Consider the following 20,554-nt stretch of genomic DNA (forward strand, 5'->3'; position numbering starts at 1 on the left):
CTGCCAGCAGGCCTGACGCTGGACCGCCATCAGGCACCCCGCTCAACTGCGGGAGCCGCCGAGCGTGTGACGGTGAGCGGGTGGCGGTGAGCGCGTGGTGGCGGCGTTCCGGGGGCGGTCGCGACAGCGGTGCGAGCCGTGTGACGGCGGGCCGCGCCGGCTGGTGGCGACGAGCCAAAGGGTGCCGGTATTATCGCAGGTCAGAGGTTGTTGGAGGGGTTAGCCGACCCCCCTGTGAAAGGGCTTGTGAGGGTGTCGTAGACTAGTATCCGCTCCCAGGGGATGACCTGGAGGGCGCGGTCGGTGGACCAGCCGACTGAGCTCCCATCGTCCAGCGGCCTAGGACTCCGCCCTTTCAAGGCGGCAACGCGGGTTCGAATCCCGTTGGGAGTACGCAGAACTGAAGAGATCATGGCCCTGTGGCGCAGTTGGTCAGCGCGCCGCCCTGTCACGGCGGAGGTCGCGGGTTCAAGTCCCGTCAGGGTCGCCAAGGCGTTCGGTGTCGCACCGGCGTTTCGGCCAGGTAGCTCAGTTGGTACGAGCGTCCGCCTGAAAAGCGGAAGGTCGGCGGTTCGACCCCGCCCCTGGCCACACCGCTAACCAGGACTTGTACGGCCCGGCTCCAATGGAGCCGGGCCGCTTTCATGCGCGGGGTGCTCAGTTCAGGTCTCAGTGACCTCCCAGAAGTACCCGTTGAGCCGTTCGGCCACGTCCCTGCGGATGTCCTCGGTTATGTGCATGTAGCGGGCCTTCATCGAGGCCGTTGACCAGCCCATGACGTCCATGACCGTGCGATCGGGCACACCGAGGATGAGCAAGACCGTCGCGGCGGTGTGGCGAGCGTCGTGCAGCCGAGCTTCCCGAACTCCGGCTTCGGTCAGCAGGCTCCTCCGTTGCTCATAGTCCGCTCTCGGGTCCAGTGGCTTGCCGTTCGGCTGGGTGAAGATCCAGTCTCCGTCATGCCACTCCGTGCCGGCGTGCTCGCGCTCCCGTTTCTGCCGCTCGCGGTGCATGAGCAGGAGACTGAATAGCTCTTCCGGGAGCGGAAACGTCCGCCGCCCTGCCTTCGACTTCACGTCGACCTCTACCAGGCCGCCACCGTGGCGGTGGGGGCAGTTGCGCGCGTGGTCGGTGCAGTGCGGTGGACACGGTTCTGGGCATGGCCTCGTGTGTCTGGCGCATGGTTGCTTGCACCGTCTCGTGCGATGGTGGGCAGCACCGCACTCATGTGGGTCGTTGCACCCGTGTTGCCACTTCTGCCGTTGCAGTGCCTTCCGTACGCGGAGTGTCTTTCGTTGCTCGTCGAGGTGCTCCCATTTGAGGCCGAGTGCTTCGCCTTGGCGCGCACCCAGCGCGAGGGCGAGAACGAAGCGCACGCCATTCCTGCGTTGGAGTGCCGCGGCCAGAAGCCGCTGGATCTCCTCGGCGTCCAGCGGCTCAACTTCCTCCTCTTCGATACGCGGGGCCTTCGCGATCGCGGCGGCATTGCGCGTGAGGTGGCCGCGACGCTCGGCTTCCCCGAACGCAGTTCGCACCGTGCGGTGTACCTGGTGCGCAGTGCCCGGCTTCAAACCCGAACCGAGCAGCTTGGCGTAGAGCTTCTCAAAATGCTCGGGCTCGATCCGTTCGAGCCGGTGCGCTCCTATACCAGGGATCAGGTGCCGGTACACCGCGGTTTGGTAGCCGCGCAGCGTCTTGTAGCGCACCGTCAAAGGAGCGATGTGCTCAATCCAGTGCCGTAACCACGCCTCAACCGTCCAACCACGGCCCTTCTTGCGCACTGTCCCGCGATCACGCTCGTCGAGAAGCTTCCGGTACTCCTCGCGTGAAACGCGGGCGCTCCGCGAGGCGATGCGGATGAGCATCCGAGAGTTCGCCGCACACCTCGGGGTCAGCGAGCGCATGATCTCGAAGTGGGAAGCGGGCGGCGAGAGCGCCACGCCGCAGCCGGTGAACCAGGCAGCGCTTGATACCTGCCTGACCAGGGCGGACCCCGACGCGCAAGCACGGTTCTCGTTCCTGACACAAGACTCGCTCGTACCCGCCGAGGCTGCCGCCGAGCAGCCGCCGATGATCGGCGAGTCGAAGGTCCGGCACCCGAACGACGCCAGCACGATGGTCAAGGTCGAGGGCAGCGTCTTCCTGTCCGGGCCGAGCAACGAGCCGGTGTGGGTCCCGGCGTACTACATCGACGTCTACCCGGTGACGAACGCCCAATACGCCCGATTCCTCGAAGCGACCGGCCGCGAAGCGCCCCAGCGCTGGGAAGACGGCAAGTTCCCGGCAGGCCTCGACGACCACCCGGTGGTCTTCGTGACCTGGCGCGACGCGACCGCGTACGCCGAGTGGGCCGGAAAGACCCTGCCCACGAGCCAGCAGTGGGAGAAGGCCGCGCGCGGCACGCGCGGGACCGTCTACCCGTGGGGTGACCAGCCCACCCCGGCCAAGTGCAACGTGCGGGAAAACGGCGTCGGCGAGACAACGGCCGTCGACTGCTACCAAACCGGCATCAGCCCGTACGGCGTCTACGACCTGTGCGGCAACACCTGGGAGTGGTGCTCGACCGAGTCCAAGCCCGGTCGTCACGAACTCAAGGGCGGCTCCTGGACGACACCGCTCGAGCGCTGTACACCCTCGACGTTCAACGACGCCGCCGAAACCATGTGCGACGACGACACAGGCTTCCGCTGCGTAGCGCCGGTTGAGGCGTTCGAGTAAGTGCAGCAGTTCAGCGCAAGTCGTTACGCCTCGTCAGGACCTCGCAGCTCAGGCGGCTGCTCCAGGTTCTGCTGCCGCTTCTTCTGCTCCGACTTGAGGCGATGGACTTGATCTGAAAATTCCGCCAGGGCTTCCTCTTCATCTTTGATATGCTTGTACCTGCCGACTCCGATTTCGAAGGCTTCCCACTCTTCCTCGATCGAGTCTGCTGTCTGCTGCAGATAGAAGCTGCGCTCCTTGTACTTGAAATAGCCTAGAAAACCACTAGATATACCTACAACCAGTGTCACGCCAAGAATTACCCAGCGAACGTCTGGTATTGCACCAGCCACTCCGGCAGCGCCACTGGCAGACAGTGAACCTACAATTAGGACGCCTTGCAGGTAGTTGTTCACGCTGCGGTACTTCTTGCTTTCAGATCGAAGTTGCTCTATGTCCGAGTAGGCGTCTTCTTTGTAGGCCAGTCTGCGCACTTTCTGGTCGAAACCAGCGTCAGATATCGTGAGCTTACGCGATTCCCTAAGCCGGGCAAGTTTGAGCTCAAGTTCCCCTTCTTTCTCCCGGAGGCGGGTGCCTCCAGTATTGGTCTTCAGCGGCCCACCGGGCTTGAATTTGGCATATGCTGCGTAAGCGGCAAATGCTAGGCCGATTGGAATTCCGGGAATTAGTATGGCCTGGTAGATCTCTGGGCTAAGCCAAGGGATCCAGGCGAGAACGTAGAACACCAGGAGAAAGATGGGGCCGAGGGCAACTGAGATGTTGCCCAGTTTTCTCCTCCTTCTCGCCACTCTGGCATCGTGCTCCACTTGCCTAATCTCGTGATTCAGAACCAGAAGCTGCTCGTTTGCTGCTTGTCTACCTTTTGTGACAGGCAAGAGTTTCCCCAATGGAATTCAAGGTCGCATTTAGTGCCGGTGAACCCTATCTTATGTCACTGATAATTTGAACAAGGGATTAGGATCATGCTAGAGTTCGAAATCTTATAAGCGTATCCCCTGGATGCAAGCATGGCCCCTGTGCAGAAATCGACGATTCTGATTGCAGTAGGATTATCGGCGACGGAAAGGTCGACTACGGCAACCTGGTTAGATTGCATGCTTCTATGGATATCCTGAATTGCGTCTCTGTAGCTGACAGGGGCAAGTTTGGTCGTGCCTCGAAGGTGAACGACCGGATCGGCTTGTGATGGCACCATTAGCGACGTCAGCTCTTCCGATTCGCTGATCGAAGTTCCCAGGTGAGCTAGCGAGTCTTCACTGGGCCGCGGAGTATGAGGCGCTGAACTCTCGGGCGTCTGAGAGCCTCGTCGCGACCTGAAGTACAGGACAAATCGTGCGATCACCCCGACGCAGAGCATGAGGGTCAGCGGCCAAATCAGTACGCTCACAAAGTCCAAGGCTATGAGTTGTGGCTCCACAGGGTCATGGTATGACGCCGCTCTGTTGTCGTCCGGCGTTTGGACAACTTCGGCAGTCGACTATCAAGTCGCGTGCTTGTGTGGCAGTCGGCGGCGCCGACGCTGAACCTAGGCGACCCGTGGGTCTGCCTCGAACCGCTTCTCCGCAGGTCCGTCGGGGTGCTCAGTTCGGGTCTCATTCATGGGTGTTCGGTGGAGGTTGTCGACGTACATATCGTGGCGCTGACGTGCAATGTTGATGATCCTGACCGCCCGCGAACCGAGAACCAGAGACCTGAAAAGCGGAAGGTCGGCGGTTCGACCCCGCCCCTGGCCACACCGCTAACCAGGACTTGTACGGCCCGGCTCCAATGGAGCCGGGCCGCTTTCATGCGTCAGTGACCTCCCAGAAGCACCGGTTGAGCCGTCGGCCACATCCCTCCGGATGGAGCTCGTACCGGCCCCTCCGCCAGGCAGTTCGCGTGGTCGACGGCGTCCCGGCCAGCCCGCGCAGCGTTCATGAGCTCGTGTCGGCCTTCGACGTCAGGCTTGCCACGACGACAGGGCTACCGCTGTCCCATTGGCCGATCAAACTCCTTTCGCCGCCCGGATCGGTGCCCAGCACGTGCGGGATCGTCAGCCGCATGGTGCCCACGGTGGCAGTCGCCGCAGGCATGTCAGGCTCAGCCGGCCCAGGACCGGGCGTGAGAGTCACGCGTACTCCCGTCTCCCTGCGGGCGATGAACTCATTGCCTTCCCAGATCTCCATATCGGCTTGTTCCGCCTGTCCGAGCAGGGCCCTGACGTAGCAATCAACGCCCACCGAATCACTCGTCGCCAGGTAGATCCAGCGAGTCCCGAGCGCGGAATGCTCCATCGTGCTCAGCGGCACGGCCCCCGCGTCGTCCATCGGTGCCCCCCGGTAAGTCAACGGCAGCTGAAAGGACGTTCCCCCGCGGTGTACGACGAGCGATTCGACACCCACCTCCCCCGCCGGATCGTCGAAGCGATAGCTACCCAGCATTTCGACGTGGCCTTCAGCTCCCCAAGGCTGCGAGTCGAGCCATGCGGTGACGATCTCCTGCTTGGTTGGCGAGATGGTCGCTCGGTGCACTATGGCCATGACTGAAGGCTAGTGCAGTGGGCCGGTGGATGACCGGCGTTCGGAGAACTGACAAGCGGAAGGTCGGCGGTTCGACCCCGCCGAGCCCGGAGAAACCTGTTGGGCCGCCGCGCCGGTCTCGGCTAGGTTCCGCCCATGGTGGGACACCGCGACGAGCAGGCCGACGTGCTCGATGCCGAACGTGCGTTGCTGGCCCCCGAGGTCCGGGCCCGCCCGGAGCGCGTCACCGAGCTGCTGCACCCCGACTTCGTCGAGTTCGGTGCCTCGGGCAGGCGCTTCGAACGTGAGAGCCTGCTCGCGATGCTGCGAGAGGAGTCTCGCGAACCGGTGCCGCTCACCGACGCCGACATGCGGGCGACGAGACTGGCTGACGACGTCGTGCTGGTGACCTACCTCGTCTCGGCGTCCGGCGCGCGCAGCAGGCGGAGCTCGGTGTGGCTGCGGGCGGCCGACGGTCGTTGGCGGCTGTACTTCCACCAGGGCACGCCGGTCCCGGACTGACCGGATGCCGGCCAGGGCGCCGGAGCCGAGTGAGGCGTCCGGCGCGGCTCTCAGCGCACCGCGGTGCGGGTCTCGTCGGGGACCGAGCGCATGACGTCCACGACGGCGCGCACGTGGCTCGGCACCGGGTCGCGCCAGGCCGCCCAGGTTCGGATGTCGAGATCCGTTCCGCCCGCGTCGAGGTCCTTCACCGGAATCCAGCTCCAGTCGGGCAGGTGCCGCCGGGCCGACGAGTGGGTCACGAGCACGGCGTCCACCTCCGAGGCCAGCGCGATCAGCCAGCTGTGCTCGGAGAACCGCCGGAACAGCCACTCGGTCCGCGCTCCGGCGGCGGCCGACGCGCGTTGCACCCTGCTCACCTCGACGTCGACCTCGCCCGCCGCGTGGGCCATGACCGTGAGCCCGTCCAGCTCGGCGAAGCTGATCGTCGACCGCTCCGCGAGCGCGGACCCCGACGGCACGGCCACGCCCATGCGCTGAGTGAACAGGAGTTCGCAGCGCAACTCCTGGGCGTCGGTGTGCAGCAGGCCCAGATCGATCGTGCCGTTCTGCAGCAGCTGCCTCTGCTCTTCGGTGGTGGCCTCGTGCAGGGAGACCCGGACATCGGGCAGATGCCTGCCGAGCCGGTCGAGCAAGGCGAACCCCCACGGTTGCGGCAGCCCTTGCGGCACCCCGATGCGCACGAGCCGGAGCTTTCCCGCCGCCGTCCGGACGACCTCGGGGATGCGTTCGACCTGCTCGAACACGGTGTCGAGATGGTCGAGCAGGCCGAGCCCCGCGGGGGTGGGCTCCACGCCGTGCGGCGTGCGTTCGAGCAGCTCGTGCCCCAGTTCCCGCTCCAGCGCCATGATCTGCCTGCTCAGGGACGGCTGCGTCATGTGCAGCACGGCGGCGGCCCTGCTGAACGACCGCACCTCGGCCACGGTGCGGAAATAGCTGAGCTGCCGCAGTTCCACCTCGTCAGGCTAGCCCGGTGGGCACGGCGGTGTGCCCTGCGTGGCGGTTCCCGGAAGGACGCCGAGGTATGCGCACGGCGCATGGCCTCCGCACGCTTTCGGTATTGGACGTATGGCCCCGGAGAGGTCAGGCTCACAGCAATCGGGATGTGAACTCCCGGTTTCGAGTGACGAACCAGTTTCGGGGTGTAGTGAGGTGGAACGGCGAATGCCCACGGACTTCGACGTCGTGGTGGTCGGAGGCGGGGCGGCAGGCATCGCGGCCGCCGTCGGCGCCGCCCAGACGGGTGCCACGGTGTGCGTGATCGAGCAGTACGGGTTCCTCGGCGGCGCGGCCACCAACAGCTCCGTGCTCACCCACTGCGGCTTCTTCGACCAGACCGGCACGCAGGTGGTCGCCGGTGTCGGGCAGCAGGTGCTCGACCGGCTCGACGAGCGGAACCTGTACCACACGCAGACCATCGCCGAGACCGGCAACACGGTCGTGCTCCTCGATCTGGAGACCACCAAGAGTGTCTACGACCGGGTGCTGCGCGAGGCCGGGGTGACGCTGCTGCTGCACAGCAGGCTCGTCTCCGCCACGACCGACGCCGACCGGGTCACCGAGGTCGAGGTCGTCCACCGGGGCGGGCACCGCCGGATCACCGCGAAGGCGTTCGTCGATTGCAGTGGTGACGGGGTGCTCATCGCCGAGGCCGGCGCCGAGATGCTGCTGTCCGAGCCGGACGAGCGGCAGGCATGCACCCTGGTGATGCGCGCGGGTGACGTCGCGGCCGACGCGGACCTTTCCCAGGAGGGCATGGCCGCCGCTGTGGACAAGTACCGCGCCGCCACCGGGCACACGCTCGTGCGTGACAGCGGCATCGCCGTCCGGATGCCGGTCAGCCGCGAGATCATGCTTCTGCTCGCCGACCAGCACCGGGACGTGCTCGACGTCGACGAGCTCACCGAGGCCGAGCTGCGGGCGCGGGAGCTGAGCTGGCGTTACCTCGACGCCTTCCGCCGCTTCCTGCCCGGCTGGGAGAACGCCTACCTCGCCTCGACCGGTCCGCAGATCGGCATTCGCGAGGCGCGCAGGCTCGCCGGGCGCGACACGGTGCGCGCCGAGGACGTCTCGGCCGGGCGCAGGCGCGAGCACGACGCGATCGCGCGGTGCGGCTGGCCGATGGAAAAGCACGTCGCCCCCGGCGTCACCGAGTACGGCGGCATCCGCGACAAGGGCTGGTACCACATTCCCCACGGGGCGATCTGCTCCGCGTCCACGGACAACCTCTGGGCCGGGGGCCGCCTGGTCAGTTCGGACAACGCCGCATACGCCTCCCTGCGGGTGATGGGCACGTCCTTCGCCACGGGCCACGCCTGCGGTGTCGCGGCGGCGGCCTACGCCGGAACGGGCGAGCACGACTACTTCGCGGTGCGCCGCGAGCTGGACCGGCAGAAGGCGTTGATCTGATGGCGGCACGGCACGAGCACGGCGGTGCGGCGACGCGGATCGCGCTGACCGGCGCGGCGGGATCGCTCGCCACGGACGTCCTGCCGGGGCTGTCCGGGAGTGGCTACCACGTCGTGGGCGTCGACCGGAGGGCGACCACGGAGACGGCCGCCGCCGCGTGCCAGGACTGGGCCCGCTGCGAGATCACCGACACCGAGGCGCTGCGCACCGCGTTCGCCGGGTGCGGGGCGGTCGTGCACCTCGCGGGCATCCCGCTCGAGGCGGACTGGGCGACCGTGTCCCGGATTAACATCGACGGCACTCAGGCGGTACTGGAGGCGGCGCGGCGCGCGGGCGTGCGCAGGGTGGTGCTGGCCAGTTCCATCCACGCCGTGGGCTACGTCGGGGTGCCCGGAGACGGCCAGCCCGTGCCGGACGACGTCCCCCCTCGGCCGGACACCTTCTACGGGGTGAGCAAGGCGGCGCTGGAGGCGCTGGGCAGCCTCTACCACGACCGGTACGGACTCGAGGTGGTCTGCCTGCGGATCGCCTCGCGTTTCGACCGCCCCCGGGACGAGCGCATGCTGTCCACCTGGCTCTCGCCCGAGGACGCGACTCGCCTGGTCACGGCGGCCCTGAGCGCACCCGACGTGGGCTTCCGCCTCGTGTGGGGGGTTTCGGCCAACACCCGGGGCTACCTTTCCCACGCAGGCGGCGCGGCACTCGGCTTCACTCCGCACGACGACGCCGAACGCTATGCCGACGTGCTGCTGGCCGACGCCGAAACCAATCCGGCCCTCGCGGCCTCGGAGGAGGATCGACGGTTCATCGGAGGGGTCTTCTGTTCCGACCACCCCCCGATGTTTGAATGTTGAACTGAAAAGGCGGCTCACGCACGCCGGTAGTCCGGCACCATGCCGATTGTGAACAGGATCTTGGTATGACCACAGCCTCAACGACAGCGGCTACCTCGACCGATGCCTTCGTCGTCTCGGACGTGTCGAAGATCTTCGTCGGGAAGAATCAGGTCCAGGCGCTCGCCGACATCGATCTCTCCTTTCCCACGGGGTCGTTCACCTGCATCGTCGGACCCTCCGGGTGCGGGAAATCGACGCTGCTGCGCATCCTCGGCGAACTGGAGACCGCCACGGCGGGAGAGGTTCGGAACCATCTCCCGAAGGGCCGGGTCCCGCGCTCGGCATTCGTTTTCCAGGATCACGGGGTGCTGCCGTGGTTCACCGTTCTCCAGAATGTGGCGTTCGGTGAGCAGATGGCCTCGGTGGGTAAGAAGGAACGCGAGGAGCACGCGCGGCACTGGATCGCCGAGGTCGGCCTCAGCGGATTCGAGCGCGCGTATCCGCATCAGCTTTCCGGCGGTATGCGGCAGCGCATCGCCATCGCCCGCGCCTTCGCGACGGGCTCGCCGTCGCTGCTGATGGACGAGCCGCTCGGCGCGCTCGACGCCCAGACCCGCATCCTCATGCAGGAGCAGCTCGTCGAGTTGTGGGAGGCCGAGCGCAAGACGGTCGTGCTGGTCACCCACGCGATCGAGGAGGCCCTGCTGCTCGGCGACCGCATCGTGGTGATGTCGGCACGGCCGGGGCGGGTCAAGGAAGTGATCGACGTTCCCTTCGGCAGGCCGCGCAGCGTCGAGATGGAAACCGACCCCGAGTTCGCGCGCATGAAGCAGGACATCTGGGAGTCACTGCGGGACGAAGTTCAAGCATCGTTGAGGTTCTCATGACACAATCGTTGACGCGCGACGACCGCGCCACCCGCGAGGATTCCGCCGACGCCGCCCTGCGCGTCGCCGTGGACCGCGAGCACCGCAGGCACCGGAGGCTGCGGGCCCGTGATCTCGCGTTGGCCGTGCTGACTCCGGTGGCCCTGCTGGCGCTGTGGGAGATCGCGGCGGCGGCGGGGATGCTCGACGCCCGGCTGTTCACCCCGCCCAGCGAGATCGTCGCCCGGGGCTGGGACATGATCGCCACAGGGGAACTGTGGGTGCATGTCTGGTCCACCGTCGGGCGGCTGGTGGCCGGGTTCGCCCTCGGCGGCGTGTGCGGTGTGGCCGTGGGCCTGGTGATGGGCGTGTCGCGGCCGTTGCGGGCCGCGCTCGGGCCGACCTTCACCGCCCTCTACGCGCTGCCCAAGATCGCCATCCTGCCGCTTCTGCTGCTCATCTTCGGGCTCACCGAGACCCCGAAGGTGCTCTCGGTGGCGATCTCGGTCTTCTTCGTGGTGCAGATCAACACCCTCGCCGGGATCGTGCAGATCGACAAGCGCATCCTGGAGGCCGCCCGTGCCTACCAGGCCACCGGCTGGAAGCTGTTCCGCTACGTGCTCCTGCCCGGTGCGACACCGTCGATCATGACCGGGCTCCGGGTGTCGGCGGGCATGGCCGTGATCGTGGTGACGGCCGTCGAGTTCGTCGCCTCGAACAACGGACTGGGGTACCTGATCTGGAACTCGTGGCAGTTGTTCCAGCCGCAGACGATGTTCGTCGGCCTGATCACGGTCTCGATCATCGGTGCTGTGGTCACCGGGCTCATCATCCTGGCCGAGCGTGCGTTGCTGCCGTGGCAGCACTCCGGCGGGCCCCGAAAAAAGGGAAAGGTTCAATGAGGAAACTGACAGCTATGGCAGCGGCGTTGCTGCTGGGCGTCGGCCTGTCCGCCTGCGGGACGGACGGGGGCAACGCGGGATCGTCGTCCGGCGACGGAACCGTGGACGTCGGCTACGTGCAGCTGCCCATCTTCGCGCCACTGTTCGTGGCACAGGACAAGGGCTACTTCGCCGACGAGGGCATCCAGGTCAACCTCGAGAAGGTCAAGTCGGGCCAGGACGCGATCCCGCTCGCCTCCAGCGGCAAGCTGGACGCCGTGCTCGCGGGCTTTTCCGCCGGGATGTTCAGCGCGATCAACAGCGGGCTCGACGTCAAGGTCGTCGGCTCGATGGGCGTGGCCGACGGCGACACCGAACGCCCACCGTCGGCGTTGGTCGTGCGGCAGGAACTGATCGACAGCGGTGAGGTCAGCTCGCTGGCCGACCTGAAGGGCCGCAAGATCGGCGCGCTCGGCGGCGAGTCCGCGACCAGCGCCTTCTACGTCGGCATGGCACTCGAAGAGGCGGGCCTGTCCGTCACCGACGTCGAGTTCGTGCCGATGTCGAACCCGGACATCCCCACCGGCCTGCGCACCGGCGGCATCGACGCGGGTTTCGTGTCCGCGCCGTTCTGGGAGATGGCCGTCTCCGACGGTGTCGCCGAGAAGATCTGGACGACGCCGGAGGGCACCTCCGGCACCGGCACTCTCTACGGCGGGGAGTTCGCGGCCAGCGAGGACGCGCAGAAGTTCCACAACGCGCTGGCGCGGGCGGCGCAGGACCTCCAGGGCGAGCAGCGCTACTCCGAGGAGAACCTGCGGATCATCGCCGAGGCGACCGACCAGAGCGTCGAGGACGTCAAGTCGGTGCCGCTGTACGCGTGGCTGCCTGATCTGGCTCCGCTGCCCGACCAGCTCGCCGCGATGGAGCAGAGCTGGATGGAGATCGGCGCGCTCCAGTACGACGAGCCGATCCCGCAGGAGGAGTACGTGGACACCTCCTTCGCCGACAACGTCGCCGCGAGCGAGCCCCAGCAGTCCGGGGCCACCGACGAGTGACGCTCGTCGGTACCGACGCCGACGAGTGAGTCCCGTCGGAGTCGACCGGCTCCGCGGGCCGGTGCCGTGGGTGGTGGGCCTGAGAGTCCGGCCCGCCACCCACGGCCCGGCTCACCGCCGGGCGGGATCGACGGTCCGGCTCATCGCCGGGTGACGACCTCCTGCCAGAAGGCGTGGACCCGGGCGTTGAACAAATCGGGGACCTCCTGGAACGGCTGGTGGGCCTCTCCGGGCAGGACCTCGAACCGGGCACCCGGGATGCTCTCGGCGACCGCGCGCCCCAGCCGGGGTGGTGCCGCGATGTCCACCTCCCCGGCCAGCACCAGGGTCGGCACGGCGATCTCGGCGAGCCGGTCCGTGGTGCGGTGGGCCCCGAAGGCGTCGAGCTGGCGTTGGAAGGCCTCAACCGACTGCGGGTGTGGGAAGGCCAGTGTCTCGTCGATGAGCCGGGCGACGGTGCCGTCGGCGTGCGCACGGGCTGTGTAGACCCAGAGGTAGAACGCGTCGAGCATCGACCGCTCGTCGGGAGCGCGCTCGGCCATCCAGCGCCAGAAGCCGAGCATGGTCCGGAAGAACGCGTCGGGCTCGGCGACGGTGCTCATCAGCACCAGGCTGCGGACCAGGCCGGGATGGCGCAGCGCGAGTTCCTGGGCGATCATACTGCCACCCGAGAACCCGGTGACGTGTGCGGAGCGCACGTCGAGCGCCCGCAGGACCCCGGCCGCGTCGTCGGCCAGCATCGGCACCGACAGCGGTCCGTCGGGGAGCGCCGTGCGGCCCACGCCCCGGTTGTCGAACGCCGTCAGCCGGTAGCGGTCCGCCAGCCCGTCGAGCTGTGCCTGCCACACCTCGGCCGGATCGCCGAGTCCCGCGATGAGCAGGATGTCGGGGCCCTCCCCGCGTCGCTCGGCCCAGATTTCCACCCCGTCGACATCGATCATCTCGCCCATGGCCGACCTCCGGCGTCGCGGTTCTCCTTCGGGAGTACCCAGCCATCAGGCACGTCACCGGGGTCGCGAGGTGGCGTGTGTCAGCCGCCGGTGGACTCGCGGACGACCAGCTCGGGCTTGACACGACGCGCCGGTGTACCGACTCGATGTCGTCGTCGGCTTTCGGTCAGCCGGGCACGATGTCGTGGTGGGTCCATCCGACCGAGGCGGGTCTACCCCCGTGGGCGAGAAACTCTCGCACTGCCGTCGCCAACGAATCCACCGGGATCTCGACCCCTGCGGGGAAGGTCTGGTGGGCCCATTCGTCAACGGCGTAGGCGACCGGCTCCGCGTTCTGCCCACCCGAGGTGATCAGAGTTTCGTCCCCGCAGGCCCAGATGAGCAGACCCACGCCAGGGCCGACATAGATGTCGAGGTCAGGCCCCGTCGTGGTGCCCCAGACATCGTCGTGTGTCGTCCAGTCGGCCCGTTCCAGGACGGCCACTTTCCGGCGGACAGCGTCGGCTCGTCGAGCGTGGTCGTGGATCGTGTCGACGATCGTGCTCGCCTCGTGAACTCTCATTGCGGATTCTTGCCCTCGTAGCTCGCGATGAAATAGCGCCGACCGTGGTCGTCGGTTCCGTACACGTGGAGTGTATGTCCCTGTGGGAGGAACCCTTGGAGAAACTGGTGACAGCCCGCCTTGCGCTGCGGTTCTAGATCTTTGCGGTAGCCACACGGCGTTCGGTTCACGATGATCTCCGCTTCGCTGCTCCCGGAATCGACCATCCAGGTCGCCGCTTGGATCTCCACGTGGTGTGTGATGTTGGCCCGCCAGAAGGCGGCGGGTGGTTTGATCGACTTCGCTCGCTCCGTGGCACGCCGCGACCAGTACTGCTGTCCAGGCTTGAACTCGTGCGTGACGTCCTGCCCGACGCCTCGAACCAAGGCGGTGACCGGTATTCCGCTGCCCGGCGGGGAGTACCGGTCCATCAGGTGCGCTCCCCAGAATGCTTCGACGGGATAGCGGTCGCCGTCCGGCGATTCGGAGGTCGTCGGACGTGCACGACTCGGCGAATGATCGGTGGCACTGGTGGGCGGCTCCGTGCCTGATCGTTTCAGGGAGTCGGACGGTGCGGGCGAGACGCCGATTCGAGCGAGGTAGTCCCGGAGTGCGCCTTCCAAGGCGGCGAGCCGCTCGTGCACCAGTGTGAGGTTCGCCTGGCATTGCTCGCTCAGGTACGTCGGCTCGGAGCCCTCCTCGGCAGCGCCCGCGAGAGCCGCGAACCAGATCTCGTGGGCTTGGGCCAGCGTGTCGGCGCCGTCGGCAAGCGACTGACGTGCGTGCGCTATCGAACTGAGACCGCGGTGCAGCGCGGCCGCGAGTTCTTTGATCGACATGGACCGTCCCCAGGCACTTCGAGGAGGCCATGATGCCACAGGTGGTCGGGTGGTAGCGGACTGTCAGGTCGGTCACCGGGGTCGCGAGGTGGCGTGTGTCAGCCGCCGGTGGACTCGCGGACGACCAGCTCGGGCTTGAACATGATCTGCTGGTGGGCGTGGGTGTCCGGGTGGTCGCACTCCTCGGCCAGCAGCTGAGCGGCCGCGCGGCCGATCTGTTGCGTGGGCTGGCTGATCGAGGTCAGCGGCACGGCCGCGTCGGCGGCGAACTCGATGTCGTCGTAGCCGACGATCATCACGTCGTCCGGGACGCGATGGCCGGAGTTCAGCGCGCCCCGCAGCACGCCCAGTGCCATCAGGTCGTTGGCGCAGAACGCCGCGGTGGCGGCCACGCCGTCGGCGAAACGCGTACAGGCGGTCTCGTAGGCGGTGCGCGCGTTGAGCGCTCGCAGCTCGACGACGTCGATCACCTCGTCGGGGTCGAGTCCCGCGGCCTCGACCGCGTGGCGCAGGCCCGTCAGCCGGTCGGCGCACTGGCTCAGCGTCAGCGGGCCGGTGTAGTAGGCGATGCGCCGGTGGCCCCGCTCCAGCAGGTGCTCGCCCGCCAGCGTCCCGCCCGCCACGTCGTCGACCGCCACCGAGCAGCAGTTCACCCTCGGGTCGTGCCGGTCGACCAGTACGGCGGGGGTGCCCCGCCTGCGCAGGGCGTCGAGCCGCTCCGAGTCCACCTCGACGGGGGTGATGAGCACGCCGCGCACCCGCTGCTCCTCCAGCACCTGGAGGTAGCGGTTCTCCCGGTGGACCTGCTCGTCGGAGTTGCACAGCACCACCGCGTAACCGAGCTCGTCGGCGACGTCCTCGACGCCGCGTGCGACGTAGTGGAAGAACGGGTTGGCCATGTCGAGCACGATCAGGCCGATCGAGCGGTTCGTGCCCGCGCGCAGTTGCGCGGCCTGCGAGTTGCGGACGAAGCCGAGCGTGGTGATGGCCGTGAGCACGGCGTCCCGCGTGCTCCGTGACACGCGCTCAGGGTGGTTGAGCACATTGGACACCGTGCCCACCGAGACACCGGCGTGCTCGGCGACGTCCTTGATGCTCGGTGACATACTCGCGTCCGCACCCCCGTGGTGAAACGTCTCAATCCAGCGTTTCGTCGATGTCCCTGGCTTGCCCTCGCAAAGTAGCACAGGGTCTTGACGGTCGGCCGTCGCTCGCTTAGCTTGACTCCACTCGTGAATGAAACGTTTCACGGTCTCCAACGAAGGAGGGAATGGTGGAACCACCGGAGCGCTCCTCCGAGCCACCGTTGCTGGAGCTGCGCGACGTCACCAAGTCGTTCCAGGCCGTCCGGGCGCTGCGCGGCGTCTCGCTCGCGCTCCGGGCGGGGGAGGTACACGCTCTGGCTGGTGAGAACGGCGCGGGCAAGTCGACCGTGGTCCGGGTCATCGGCGGCGAGCACCAGCCGGACACGGGCGAGGTCCGCCTCGACGGCCACGCCACGAAGTTTTCCTCACCCCGGGACGCGCAGCAGCGCGGTGTCGCGGTGATCCACCAGGAACCGATCCAGTTTCCCGACCTCTCGGTCGCCGAGAACGTGTTCATGGGCAGGCAGCCGTTGCGGCCGGGAAGGCGCATCGACCGGCGCGCCATGCACCGGCGTACGGCCGAGGTGTTCGACCGGCTCGGAGTGCCGATCGACCCGGCGGGGCAGACCAAGGGCCTTTCGATCGCCGACCAGCAGATCATCGAGATCGCCAAGGCACTGGTCTCCGACGCCCGCGTCATCGTGATGGACGAGCCCACCGCCGCGCTGTCGTCGGTGGAGGCCGAGCGGCTCTTCCGCGTCGCGCGTGGGCTGGCCGCCGAGGGCGCCGCGCTGCTGTTCATCTCGCACCGTCTCGACGAGATGTACGCGCTGTGCGACCGCGTCACCGTGTTGCGCGACGGCGCGCACGTCGACACCGCGCGCATGGACTCGATCGACCGCGACAGCCTGGTGCGCCGCATGGTCGGCCGGTCGGTGGAGCAGCTCTTCCCCGACCGTGGGAACGAGGCCGGTCAGGAGGTGCTCGCCGTCGACGGGCTCACCCGCACGGGCGTCTACTCCGACATCTCCTTCACCGTGCGCCGCGGGGAGATCGTGGCGCTGGCCGGGCTCGTCGGCTCCGGCCGCTCCGAGGTGGCGCGGGGCATCTTCGGCGTGGACCGCCGCGACGCGGGGACGGTGACCGTCGACGGGAGACGGCTCGGTGAGGGTGACCCGAAGAAGGCCATCGACGCCGGGCTCGCGCTCGTGCCCGAGGACCGCCGCGAACAGGGCCTGGTGCTGGAACTGCCGATCGAGCGCAACGCCGCTCTGGCCCGGCTGCGGCAGGTCTCCCCGGCCGGGCTGACCCGCCGCGCGCGCGAACGGCGACTCGCGCGGCACTGGGGTGATCGGCTGTCGCTGAAGTGCGGCAGCCTGTCGGACCCCGCCGCCACCCTCTCCGGCGGCAACCAGCAGAAGGTCGTGCTCGGCAAGTGGCTGGCCACCGAGCCGTCGGTGCTGATCGTGGACGAGCCGACCCGGGGCATCGACATCGGCGCGAAGGTCGAGGTCCACCGGCTTCTGTCCGACCTGGCCGAGGACGGGCTGGCCATCCTGCTCATCTCCTCCGAGCTGCCCGAGGTCCTCGGCATGGCCGACCGCGTGCTGGTGATGCACGAGGGCAGGCTCACCGCCGAGCTGGCCGGCGCCGAGGCCACGGAGGAGTCCGTGATGTACGCGGCGACGGGGAACGGGGCGGCGGCATGAACCGGATCCGCGAGGTGCTCTCCGGACGCGAGCTGAGCATCGTCGGGGCCTTCGTGGCCGTGGTCGCGGCCACCACACTGGTCAACCCGGACTTTCTGAGCCCGCAGGGTGTGCACGACCTCTTCCTCAACGCCTCGATCATCGCGCTGCTCGCGGTCGGGCAGACGCTGCTGGTGATCACACGCAACATCGACCTCTCCGTCGGGTCGGTGATGGGCCTGACCGCCTACATGTCGGGGCAGATGTTCCTCGCCGACCAGGAGACGCCGACGATCGTGGTGATCCTGGCCGGCATGGCGCTCGGCGCGGCGTGCGGCGCGTTCAACGGCGCGCTCGTCGCCATCGCCAAGGTGCCCGCCCTCGTGGTGACTCTCGGTACGCTCTACGTCTTCCGAGGGCTCGACTACGGCTGGGCCAGTGCCACCGGTGTGCACCAGGTGGGCGCGGCCCAGATGTCGCCCGACTTCCTCGCCTTCGGCAGTGGCTCGATCCTCGGCGTCCCGCACCTGACGCTGATCGCGCTGCTCGCCCTCGTGGTGGCCGGGTACGCGCTGCACAGCTGGCGTTCCGGGCGCGAGCTCTACGCCATCGGGTCCAATCCGGACGCCGCGCGGCTGGCGGGTATCCCGGCGGGCAGGCGCGTGTTCACCTCGTTCGTCGTCTCCGGCGCGCTGGTCGGGTTGGCGGGCGTGCTGCATGCCTCGTACTTCGGCACGATCAACGCTTCGGTCGGCACGGGCATGGAGCTCAGCGTCGTCGCGGCGGTCGTGGTCGGCGGCGTCGCCATCTTCGGCGGCAGCGGCACCGTGCTCGGCGCGGTGCTCGGCGCTCTGTTGCTGACCACCATCAGCAGTGCGCTGCCGATCCTGGGCGTGCCCGCGTTCTGGCAGCGGGCCGTGGACGGCGCGGCGCTGCTGCTGGCCATCTCGCTGGACCGCGCCGTGCAGCTCCGGGTGTCCGAGCGGATACGCAGGGAAAGGAGTGAGCGGCGTGCGTGAGAAGGTGCTGCGCTGGGAGACGATTCTGCTCGCGCTGTGCGTGGCCGTGTTCGTCTGGGGTGCGCTGAGCACACCGGGCTTCACCGGGCCGGACAACATCAGCTTCCTGCTCCTGGACTACACCGAGATCGCGCTGCTGGCCCTGGCCCTGCTGCCGATCATCGTGACCGGGCAGATCGACCTGTCGGTGGCCTCGATCCTCGGGTTCTGCTCGGCGCTGACCGGCGTGTTGTGGAACTCCGGAATGGCCTTCGAGACGATCGTGCCGCTGGTGCTGTTCGCGGGCGCGCTGCTCGGCTCGCTGAACGCGACGCTGATCGTGAAGTTCGGCCTGCCCGCGCTGGCCGTCACCATCGGCACGCTCGGGTTGTACCGGGGGCTGGCCTACGTCGTGCTGGGCGACGGCGCGGTCACCGGCTTCCCGGACAACTACCGGCCGCTGGCCACCGACACGCTGCCGGGCACGTTCCTGCCCTACGCCACGCTGGTGGTGCTCGTGGTCGGCGCGCTCGCCGCCGTGGTCGTGCACCACACGCCGGTCGGCCGGTCGCTGTACGCGATCGGCCTCGGCGAGCAGACAGCGCGGTTCTCCGGCATCCGCGTCGACAGGCTCAAGTTCACGCTCTACATCGTCTCCGGCGTGCTGTGCGCGGTGGCCTCGCTGATCTACACCCTGCGCTACAACAGCGCCCGTGCCGACAACGCCTACGGCATGGAGCTGACCGCGGTCGCCGCCGTGCTGCTCGGCGGGGTGTCGATCTTCGGAGGCCGGGGCACGGTGGTCGGGGTGTCCAGCGCGTTGCTGCTGATGGCGGGCCTGCGCAACGTGCTGTTCCTCAATGACGTGACCAACGAGATCCAGAACGTGATCAACGGGATGCTGTTGATCATCTCGGTGCTGATCCCGGTGCTGACGACCACGCTGCGCGGAAGGCGCCGTTCAGGCGGCACCGAACCCGCGCCGCCGCCCCCGTCGCGGACCGGACCCGGCGCCGTGCCCGTGGCCGCGGCCGCGGGAGCCGGCCCGGACAAGCCGCTCGCCGTGCACCCGGACCCGTCCAGAACAGAGGAGGACCAATGACGATCCACTCCCGCCGCGGCAGAGGCCGCACCGCCCTGGCGGTGACCAGTGCCGGACTCGTGGCCGCGCTGATCACCGGCTGCGGGGGCACCACCAAGGGGTCGGACGCGGCCGAGGGCTCCGGCTCGGGTCCACAGCGCGACGCGAGTGCGAATCCCGACGCGCCCATCAAGGAGGACCTCACGATCGCCTTCCTGCCGAAGGAGATCGACAACCCGTACGAGAACATCGTCGACGAGGGCGGTATCGCGGCGGTCGAGGAACTCGGCGGCAGCGCCAAGGAGGTCGGGCCGTCCGACGCGTCGGCGTCGTCCCAGGTCTCCTACATCAACACGCTGGTGCAGCAGAAGCAGGACGCGATCGTGATCGCGGCCAACGACCCGAACGCGGTCGCGCCCGCGCTGAAGGACGCGATGGAGCAGGGCATCTCCGTGGTCACCTACGACTCCGACGCCGCGCCGGACGCCCGTCAGGTGTTCGTCAACCAGGCCGACTCGGAATCCATCGCCCGCACGCAGATCGAGATGCTGTCCGAACAGGTCGACGGTGCGGGCAAGTTCGCGATCCTGTCGGCGACGCCGAACGCGACGAACCAGAACACCTGGATCGAGTTCATGAAGGCCGAACTCGACAAGCCCGAGTACGCCGACCTCGAACTGGTGACGGTCGCCTACGGCAACGACGACGACCAGACCTCGTTCCAGGAGACCCAGGCACTGCTCCAGACCTACCCGGACCTGGAGGCCATCGTCTCGCCGACCACGGTCGGCCTCGCCGCCGCCGCCCGCTACCTCTCCTCGTCGCCCGCGAAGGGCGAGGTGGAGCTGACCGGACTGGGCACGCCGAACCAGATGCGCCAGTACATCGAGGACGGCACCGTCGACCAGTTCGCGCTGTGGGACCCCACCCAGCTCGGCAGGCTCGCCGGACACGCCGCCGCCGCACTCGCCTCGGGGCGGATCACCGGTGCCGAAGGCGAAGTGCTCAAGGCCGGTGACCTCGGCGAACGTGAGATCGGCGAGGACGGCGAGATCATTCTCGGCCCGCCGACGGTCTTCAACGCCGACAACATCGACGACTACGACTTCTAGGCGTTCGTCGTCGCGATCCGAGCCGGCCGTGGGTGGGCGGGGCGAGGCCGTGCCGCCCACCCACGACCCCGAACACCGACCGCGGGGGTATGTGATGACCGACGCGAACCCCGGTGCCGCCGACGCGACGGGAACCGGTGGCGGGAGGAGGCGGGTGTGCTTCCTGCTGCGGGTGAAACCCGACCGGATGGAGGAGTACCGCGCACGGCACGCCGAGGTCTGGCCCGAGATGCGCCAGGCGTTGTCCGAGACCGGATGGCACAACTATTCCCTGTTCCTCGCCCCGGACGGCCTGCTCGTGGGCTACTTCGAGACCGACGACCTCGACGCTGCCCTTCGGGGGATGGCCGAGCGCGAGGTCAACGCCCGGTGGCAGGCGGAGATGGCGCCCTTCTTCGAACACCTCGACGGCGACCCCGACGAGGGCATCGTGCCGCTGACCGAGGTCTTCCACCTCGACTGACAGGCGCGC

The 20,554-nt window shown here is 68.0% G+C and carries 21 protein-coding genes and 3 tRNA genes; 15 read left to right on the forward strand and 9 right to left on the reverse strand.

What is annotated here, in order from left to right; translation table 11 throughout:
• The first annotated feature begins 320 nt into the window (after nt 1-320).
• The 3 genes from SACSA_RS0117070 to SACSA_RS0117080 all read left to right on the forward strand — a co-directional run bounded on the left by SACSA_RS0117070 (nt 321) and on the right by SACSA_RS0117080 (nt 591).
• Nucleotides 321-393: transfer RNA gene (locus tag SACSA_RS0117070), tRNA-Glu, on the forward strand.
• 20 nt (nt 394-413) lie between these two features.
• Nucleotides 414-490: transfer RNA gene (locus tag SACSA_RS0117075), tRNA-Asp, on the forward strand.
• A gap of 27 nt (nt 491-517) precedes the next feature.
• A tRNA-Phe gene (locus tag SACSA_RS0117080) sits at nt 518-591 on the forward strand.
• Between the two features lie 71 nt (nt 592-662).
• On the opposite strand, the gene SACSA_RS24805 is transcribed toward SACSA_RS0117080, so the two are convergent.
• Nucleotides 663-1,865: a tyrosine-type recombinase/integrase gene (locus SACSA_RS24805; RefSeq protein ID WP_232212985.1), complete on the reverse strand. Its 1,203-nt coding sequence runs from the start codon at nt 1,863-1,865 to the stop codon at nt 663-665.
• Between SACSA_RS24805 and SACSA_RS0117095 the strand changes: the two genes are divergently transcribed.
• Nucleotides 1,858-2,718, forward strand: a complete 861-nt coding sequence (locus SACSA_RS0117095; RefSeq protein WP_019818960.1) for an SUMF1/EgtB/PvdO family nonheme iron enzyme — start codon at nt 1,858-1,860, stop codon at nt 2,716-2,718. The genes SACSA_RS24805 and SACSA_RS0117095 overlap by 8 nt on opposite strands.
• 23 nt (nt 2,719-2,741) lie before the next feature.
• Here the strand turns inward: SACSA_RS0117095 and SACSA_RS25380 are convergent, their stop codons facing one another.
• The 3 genes from SACSA_RS25380 to SACSA_RS24195 form a co-directional block, all read right to left on the reverse strand.
• Complete coding sequence (locus SACSA_RS25380) at nt 2,742-3,605, reverse strand: SLATT domain-containing protein (RefSeq protein ID WP_198009092.1); 864 nt, start codon at nt 3,603-3,605, stop codon at nt 2,742-2,744.
• Nucleotides 3,606-3,649: 44 nt separating this feature from the next.
• On the reverse strand, nt 3,650-4,075 hold the full coding sequence (locus tag SACSA_RS27220) for a cell division protein SepF (protein ID WP_408640284.1): 426 nt from the start codon (nt 4,073-4,075) through the stop codon (nt 3,650-3,652).
• A gap of 556 nt (nt 4,076-4,631) precedes the next feature.
• Complete coding sequence (locus SACSA_RS24195; RefSeq protein ID WP_019818962.1) at nt 4,632-5,237, reverse strand: maltokinase N-terminal cap-like domain-containing protein; 606 nt, start codon at nt 5,235-5,237, stop codon at nt 4,632-4,634.
• A 135-nt stretch (nt 5,238-5,372) separates the two neighbouring features.
• Between SACSA_RS24195 and SACSA_RS0117110 the strand changes: the two genes are divergently transcribed.
• Entirely contained in the window at nt 5,373-5,738 is a 366-nt protein-coding gene (locus SACSA_RS0117110) for a nuclear transport factor 2 family protein (protein ID WP_019818963.1), read from the forward strand.
• A 50-nt stretch (nt 5,739-5,788) separates the two neighbouring features.
• Here SACSA_RS0117110 and SACSA_RS0117115 read toward each other — a convergent pair whose 3' ends face one another.
• Complete coding sequence (locus SACSA_RS0117115) at nt 5,789-6,694, reverse strand: LysR family transcriptional regulator (protein WP_019818964.1); 906 nt, start codon at nt 6,692-6,694, stop codon at nt 5,789-5,791.
• Nucleotides 6,695-6,902: 208 nt separating this feature from the next.
• Between SACSA_RS0117115 and SACSA_RS0117120 the strand changes: the two genes are divergently transcribed.
• From SACSA_RS0117120 to SACSA_RS0117140, 5 genes are all read left to right on the forward strand, one after another.
• The gene (locus SACSA_RS0117120) at nt 6,903-8,147 is read left to right on the forward strand and encodes an FAD-dependent oxidoreductase (RefSeq protein ID WP_019818965.1); all 1,245 of its coding nucleotides are present in this window, start codon (nt 6,903-6,905) and stop codon (nt 8,145-8,147) included.
• Nucleotides 8,147-9,001, forward strand: a complete 855-nt coding sequence (locus SACSA_RS0117125; RefSeq protein ID WP_019818966.1) for an NAD-dependent epimerase/dehydratase family protein — start codon at nt 8,147-8,149, stop codon at nt 8,999-9,001. The genes SACSA_RS0117120 and SACSA_RS0117125 overlap by 1 nt, the downstream gene beginning before the upstream one ends.
• A 65-nt stretch (nt 9,002-9,066) precedes the next feature.
• Nucleotides 9,067-9,870, forward strand: coding sequence for an ABC transporter ATP-binding protein (locus SACSA_RS0117130; protein WP_028661970.1), 804 nt, complete (start codon nt 9,067-9,069; stop codon nt 9,868-9,870).
• The gene (locus SACSA_RS0117135; protein ID WP_019818968.1) at nt 9,867-10,751 is read left to right on the forward strand and encodes an ABC transporter permease; all 885 of its coding nucleotides are present in this window, start codon (nt 9,867-9,869) and stop codon (nt 10,749-10,751) included. The genes SACSA_RS0117130 and SACSA_RS0117135 overlap by 4 nt, the downstream gene beginning before the upstream one ends.
• Nucleotides 10,752-10,765: 14 nt before the next feature.
• Entirely contained in the window at nt 10,766-11,788 is a 1,023-nt protein-coding gene (locus SACSA_RS0117140; protein ID WP_019818969.1) for an ABC transporter substrate-binding protein, read from the forward strand.
• 140 nt (nt 11,789-11,928) lie between these two features.
• Here SACSA_RS0117140 and SACSA_RS0117145 read toward each other — a convergent pair whose 3' ends face one another.
• The 4 genes from SACSA_RS0117145 to SACSA_RS0117160 all read right to left on the reverse strand — a co-directional run bounded on the left by SACSA_RS0117145 (nt 11,929) and on the right by SACSA_RS0117160 (nt 15,224).
• Nucleotides 11,929-12,738, reverse strand: coding sequence for an alpha/beta fold hydrolase (locus tag SACSA_RS0117145; RefSeq protein WP_019818970.1), 810 nt, complete (start codon nt 12,736-12,738; stop codon nt 11,929-11,931).
• Nucleotides 12,739-12,904: 166 nt separating this feature from the next.
• The gene (locus SACSA_RS23510; RefSeq protein ID WP_019818971.1) at nt 12,905-13,300 is read right to left on the reverse strand and encodes an Imm1 family immunity protein; all 396 of its coding nucleotides are present in this window, start codon (nt 13,298-13,300) and stop codon (nt 12,905-12,907) included.
• Nucleotides 13,297-14,118 carry a DddA-like double-stranded DNA deaminase toxin gene (locus tag SACSA_RS0117155; RefSeq protein ID WP_019818972.1) on the reverse strand — a complete coding sequence of 274 codons (822 nt, stop codon included), beginning with the start codon at nt 14,116-14,118 and terminating at the stop codon, nt 13,297-13,299. Before SACSA_RS0117155 ends, SACSA_RS23510 begins: the two co-directional genes overlap by 4 nt.
• Before the next feature lie 98 nt (nt 14,119-14,216).
• A complete protein-coding gene (locus SACSA_RS0117160; protein ID WP_019818973.1) occupies nt 14,217-15,224 on the reverse strand; it encodes a LacI family DNA-binding transcriptional regulator in 1,008 nt (335 codons plus the stop codon).
• A 164-nt stretch (nt 15,225-15,388) separates the two neighbouring features.
• On the opposite strand from SACSA_RS0117160, the gene SACSA_RS0117165 reads away from it, so the two are divergent.
• From SACSA_RS0117165 to SACSA_RS0117185, 5 genes are all read left to right on the forward strand, one after another.
• Nucleotides 15,389-16,912 (forward strand): sugar ABC transporter ATP-binding protein, encoded by a 1,524-nt coding sequence (locus SACSA_RS0117165; protein ID WP_019818974.1) that lies wholly within the window; start codon nt 15,389-15,391, stop codon nt 16,910-16,912.
• On the forward strand, nt 16,909-17,910 hold the full coding sequence (locus tag SACSA_RS0117170) for an ABC transporter permease (protein WP_019818975.1): 1,002 nt from the start codon (nt 16,909-16,911) through the stop codon (nt 17,908-17,910). Before SACSA_RS0117165 ends, SACSA_RS0117170 begins: the two co-directional genes overlap by 4 nt.
• A complete protein-coding gene (locus tag SACSA_RS23515) occupies nt 17,903-18,991 on the forward strand; it encodes an ABC transporter permease (protein ID WP_083940286.1) in 1,089 nt (362 codons plus the stop codon). The genes SACSA_RS0117170 and SACSA_RS23515 overlap by 8 nt, the downstream gene beginning before the upstream one ends.
• Nucleotides 18,988-20,082 (forward strand): rhamnose ABC transporter substrate-binding protein, encoded by a 1,095-nt coding sequence (rhaS, locus tag SACSA_RS0117180; RefSeq protein ID WP_019818977.1) that lies wholly within the window; start codon nt 18,988-18,990, stop codon nt 20,080-20,082. The genes SACSA_RS23515 and rhaS overlap by 4 nt, the downstream gene beginning before the upstream one ends.
• Before the next feature lie 94 nt (nt 20,083-20,176).
• Nucleotides 20,177-20,545: an L-rhamnose mutarotase gene (locus SACSA_RS0117185; RefSeq protein ID WP_048876920.1), complete on the forward strand. Its 369-nt coding sequence runs from the start codon at nt 20,177-20,179 to the stop codon at nt 20,543-20,545.
• Nucleotides 20,546-20,554 lie beyond the last annotated feature (9 nt).

It is taken from the genome of Saccharomonospora saliphila YIM 90502 (genome assembly GCF_000383795.1).
Classification (GTDB): domain Bacteria; phylum Actinomycetota; class Actinomycetes; order Mycobacteriales; family Pseudonocardiaceae; genus Saccharomonospora; species Saccharomonospora saliphila.

Bases quoted from the DNA above. Each gene is read 5' to 3' on its own strand.
- SACSA_RS0117095 (WP_019818960.1), top strand. From the start codon at position 1,858: ATGAGCATCCGAGAGTTCGCCGCACACCTCGGGGTCAGCGAGCGCATG.
- SACSA_RS24805 (WP_232212985.1), bottom strand. From the start codon at position 1,865: ATGCTCATCCGCATCGCCTCGCGGAGCGCCCGCGTTTCACGCGAGGAG.
- SACSA_RS27220 (WP_408640284.1), bottom strand. From the start codon at position 4,075: ATGCTCTGCGTCGGGGTGATCGCACGATTTGTCCTGTACTTCAGGTCG.
- SACSA_RS24195 (WP_019818962.1), bottom strand. From the start codon at position 5,237: ATGGCCATAGTGCACCGAGCGACCATCTCGCCAACCAAGCAGGAGATC.
- SACSA_RS0117110 (WP_019818963.1), top strand. From the start codon at position 5,373: ATGGTGGGACACCGCGACGAGCAGGCCGACGTGCTCGATGCCGAACGT.
- SACSA_RS0117120 (WP_019818965.1), top strand. From the start codon at position 6,903: ATGCCCACGGACTTCGACGTCGTGGTGGTCGGAGGCGGGGCGGCAGGC.
- SACSA_RS0117125 (WP_019818966.1), top strand. From the start codon at position 8,147: ATGGCGGCACGGCACGAGCACGGCGGTGCGGCGACGCGGATCGCGCTG.
- SACSA_RS0117130 (WP_028661970.1), top strand. From the start codon at position 9,067: ATGACCACAGCCTCAACGACAGCGGCTACCTCGACCGATGCCTTCGTC.
- SACSA_RS0117135 (WP_019818968.1), top strand. From the start codon at position 9,867: ATGACACAATCGTTGACGCGCGACGACCGCGCCACCCGCGAGGATTCC.
- SACSA_RS0117140 (WP_019818969.1), top strand. From the start codon at position 10,766: ATGGCAGCGGCGTTGCTGCTGGGCGTCGGCCTGTCCGCCTGCGGGACG.
- SACSA_RS0117145 (WP_019818970.1), bottom strand. From the start codon at position 12,738: ATGGGCGAGATGATCGATGTCGACGGGGTGGAAATCTGGGCCGAGCGA.
- SACSA_RS23510 (WP_019818971.1), bottom strand. From the start codon at position 13,300: ATGAGAGTTCACGAGGCGAGCACGATCGTCGACACGATCCACGACCAC.
- SACSA_RS0117155 (WP_019818972.1), bottom strand. From the start codon at position 14,118: ATGTCGATCAAAGAACTCGCGGCCGCGCTGCACCGCGGTCTCAGTTCG.
- SACSA_RS0117160 (WP_019818973.1), bottom strand. From the start codon at position 15,224: ATGTCACCGAGCATCAAGGACGTCGCCGAGCACGCCGGTGTCTCGGTG.
- SACSA_RS0117165 (WP_019818974.1), top strand. From the start codon at position 15,389: ATGGTGGAACCACCGGAGCGCTCCTCCGAGCCACCGTTGCTGGAGCTG.
- SACSA_RS0117170 (WP_019818975.1), top strand. From the start codon at position 16,909: ATGAACCGGATCCGCGAGGTGCTCTCCGGACGCGAGCTGAGCATCGTC.
- rhaS (WP_019818977.1), top strand. From the start codon at position 18,988: ATGACGATCCACTCCCGCCGCGGCAGAGGCCGCACCGCCCTGGCGGTG.
- SACSA_RS0117185 (WP_048876920.1), top strand. From the start codon at position 20,177: ATGACCGACGCGAACCCCGGTGCCGCCGACGCGACGGGAACCGGTGGC.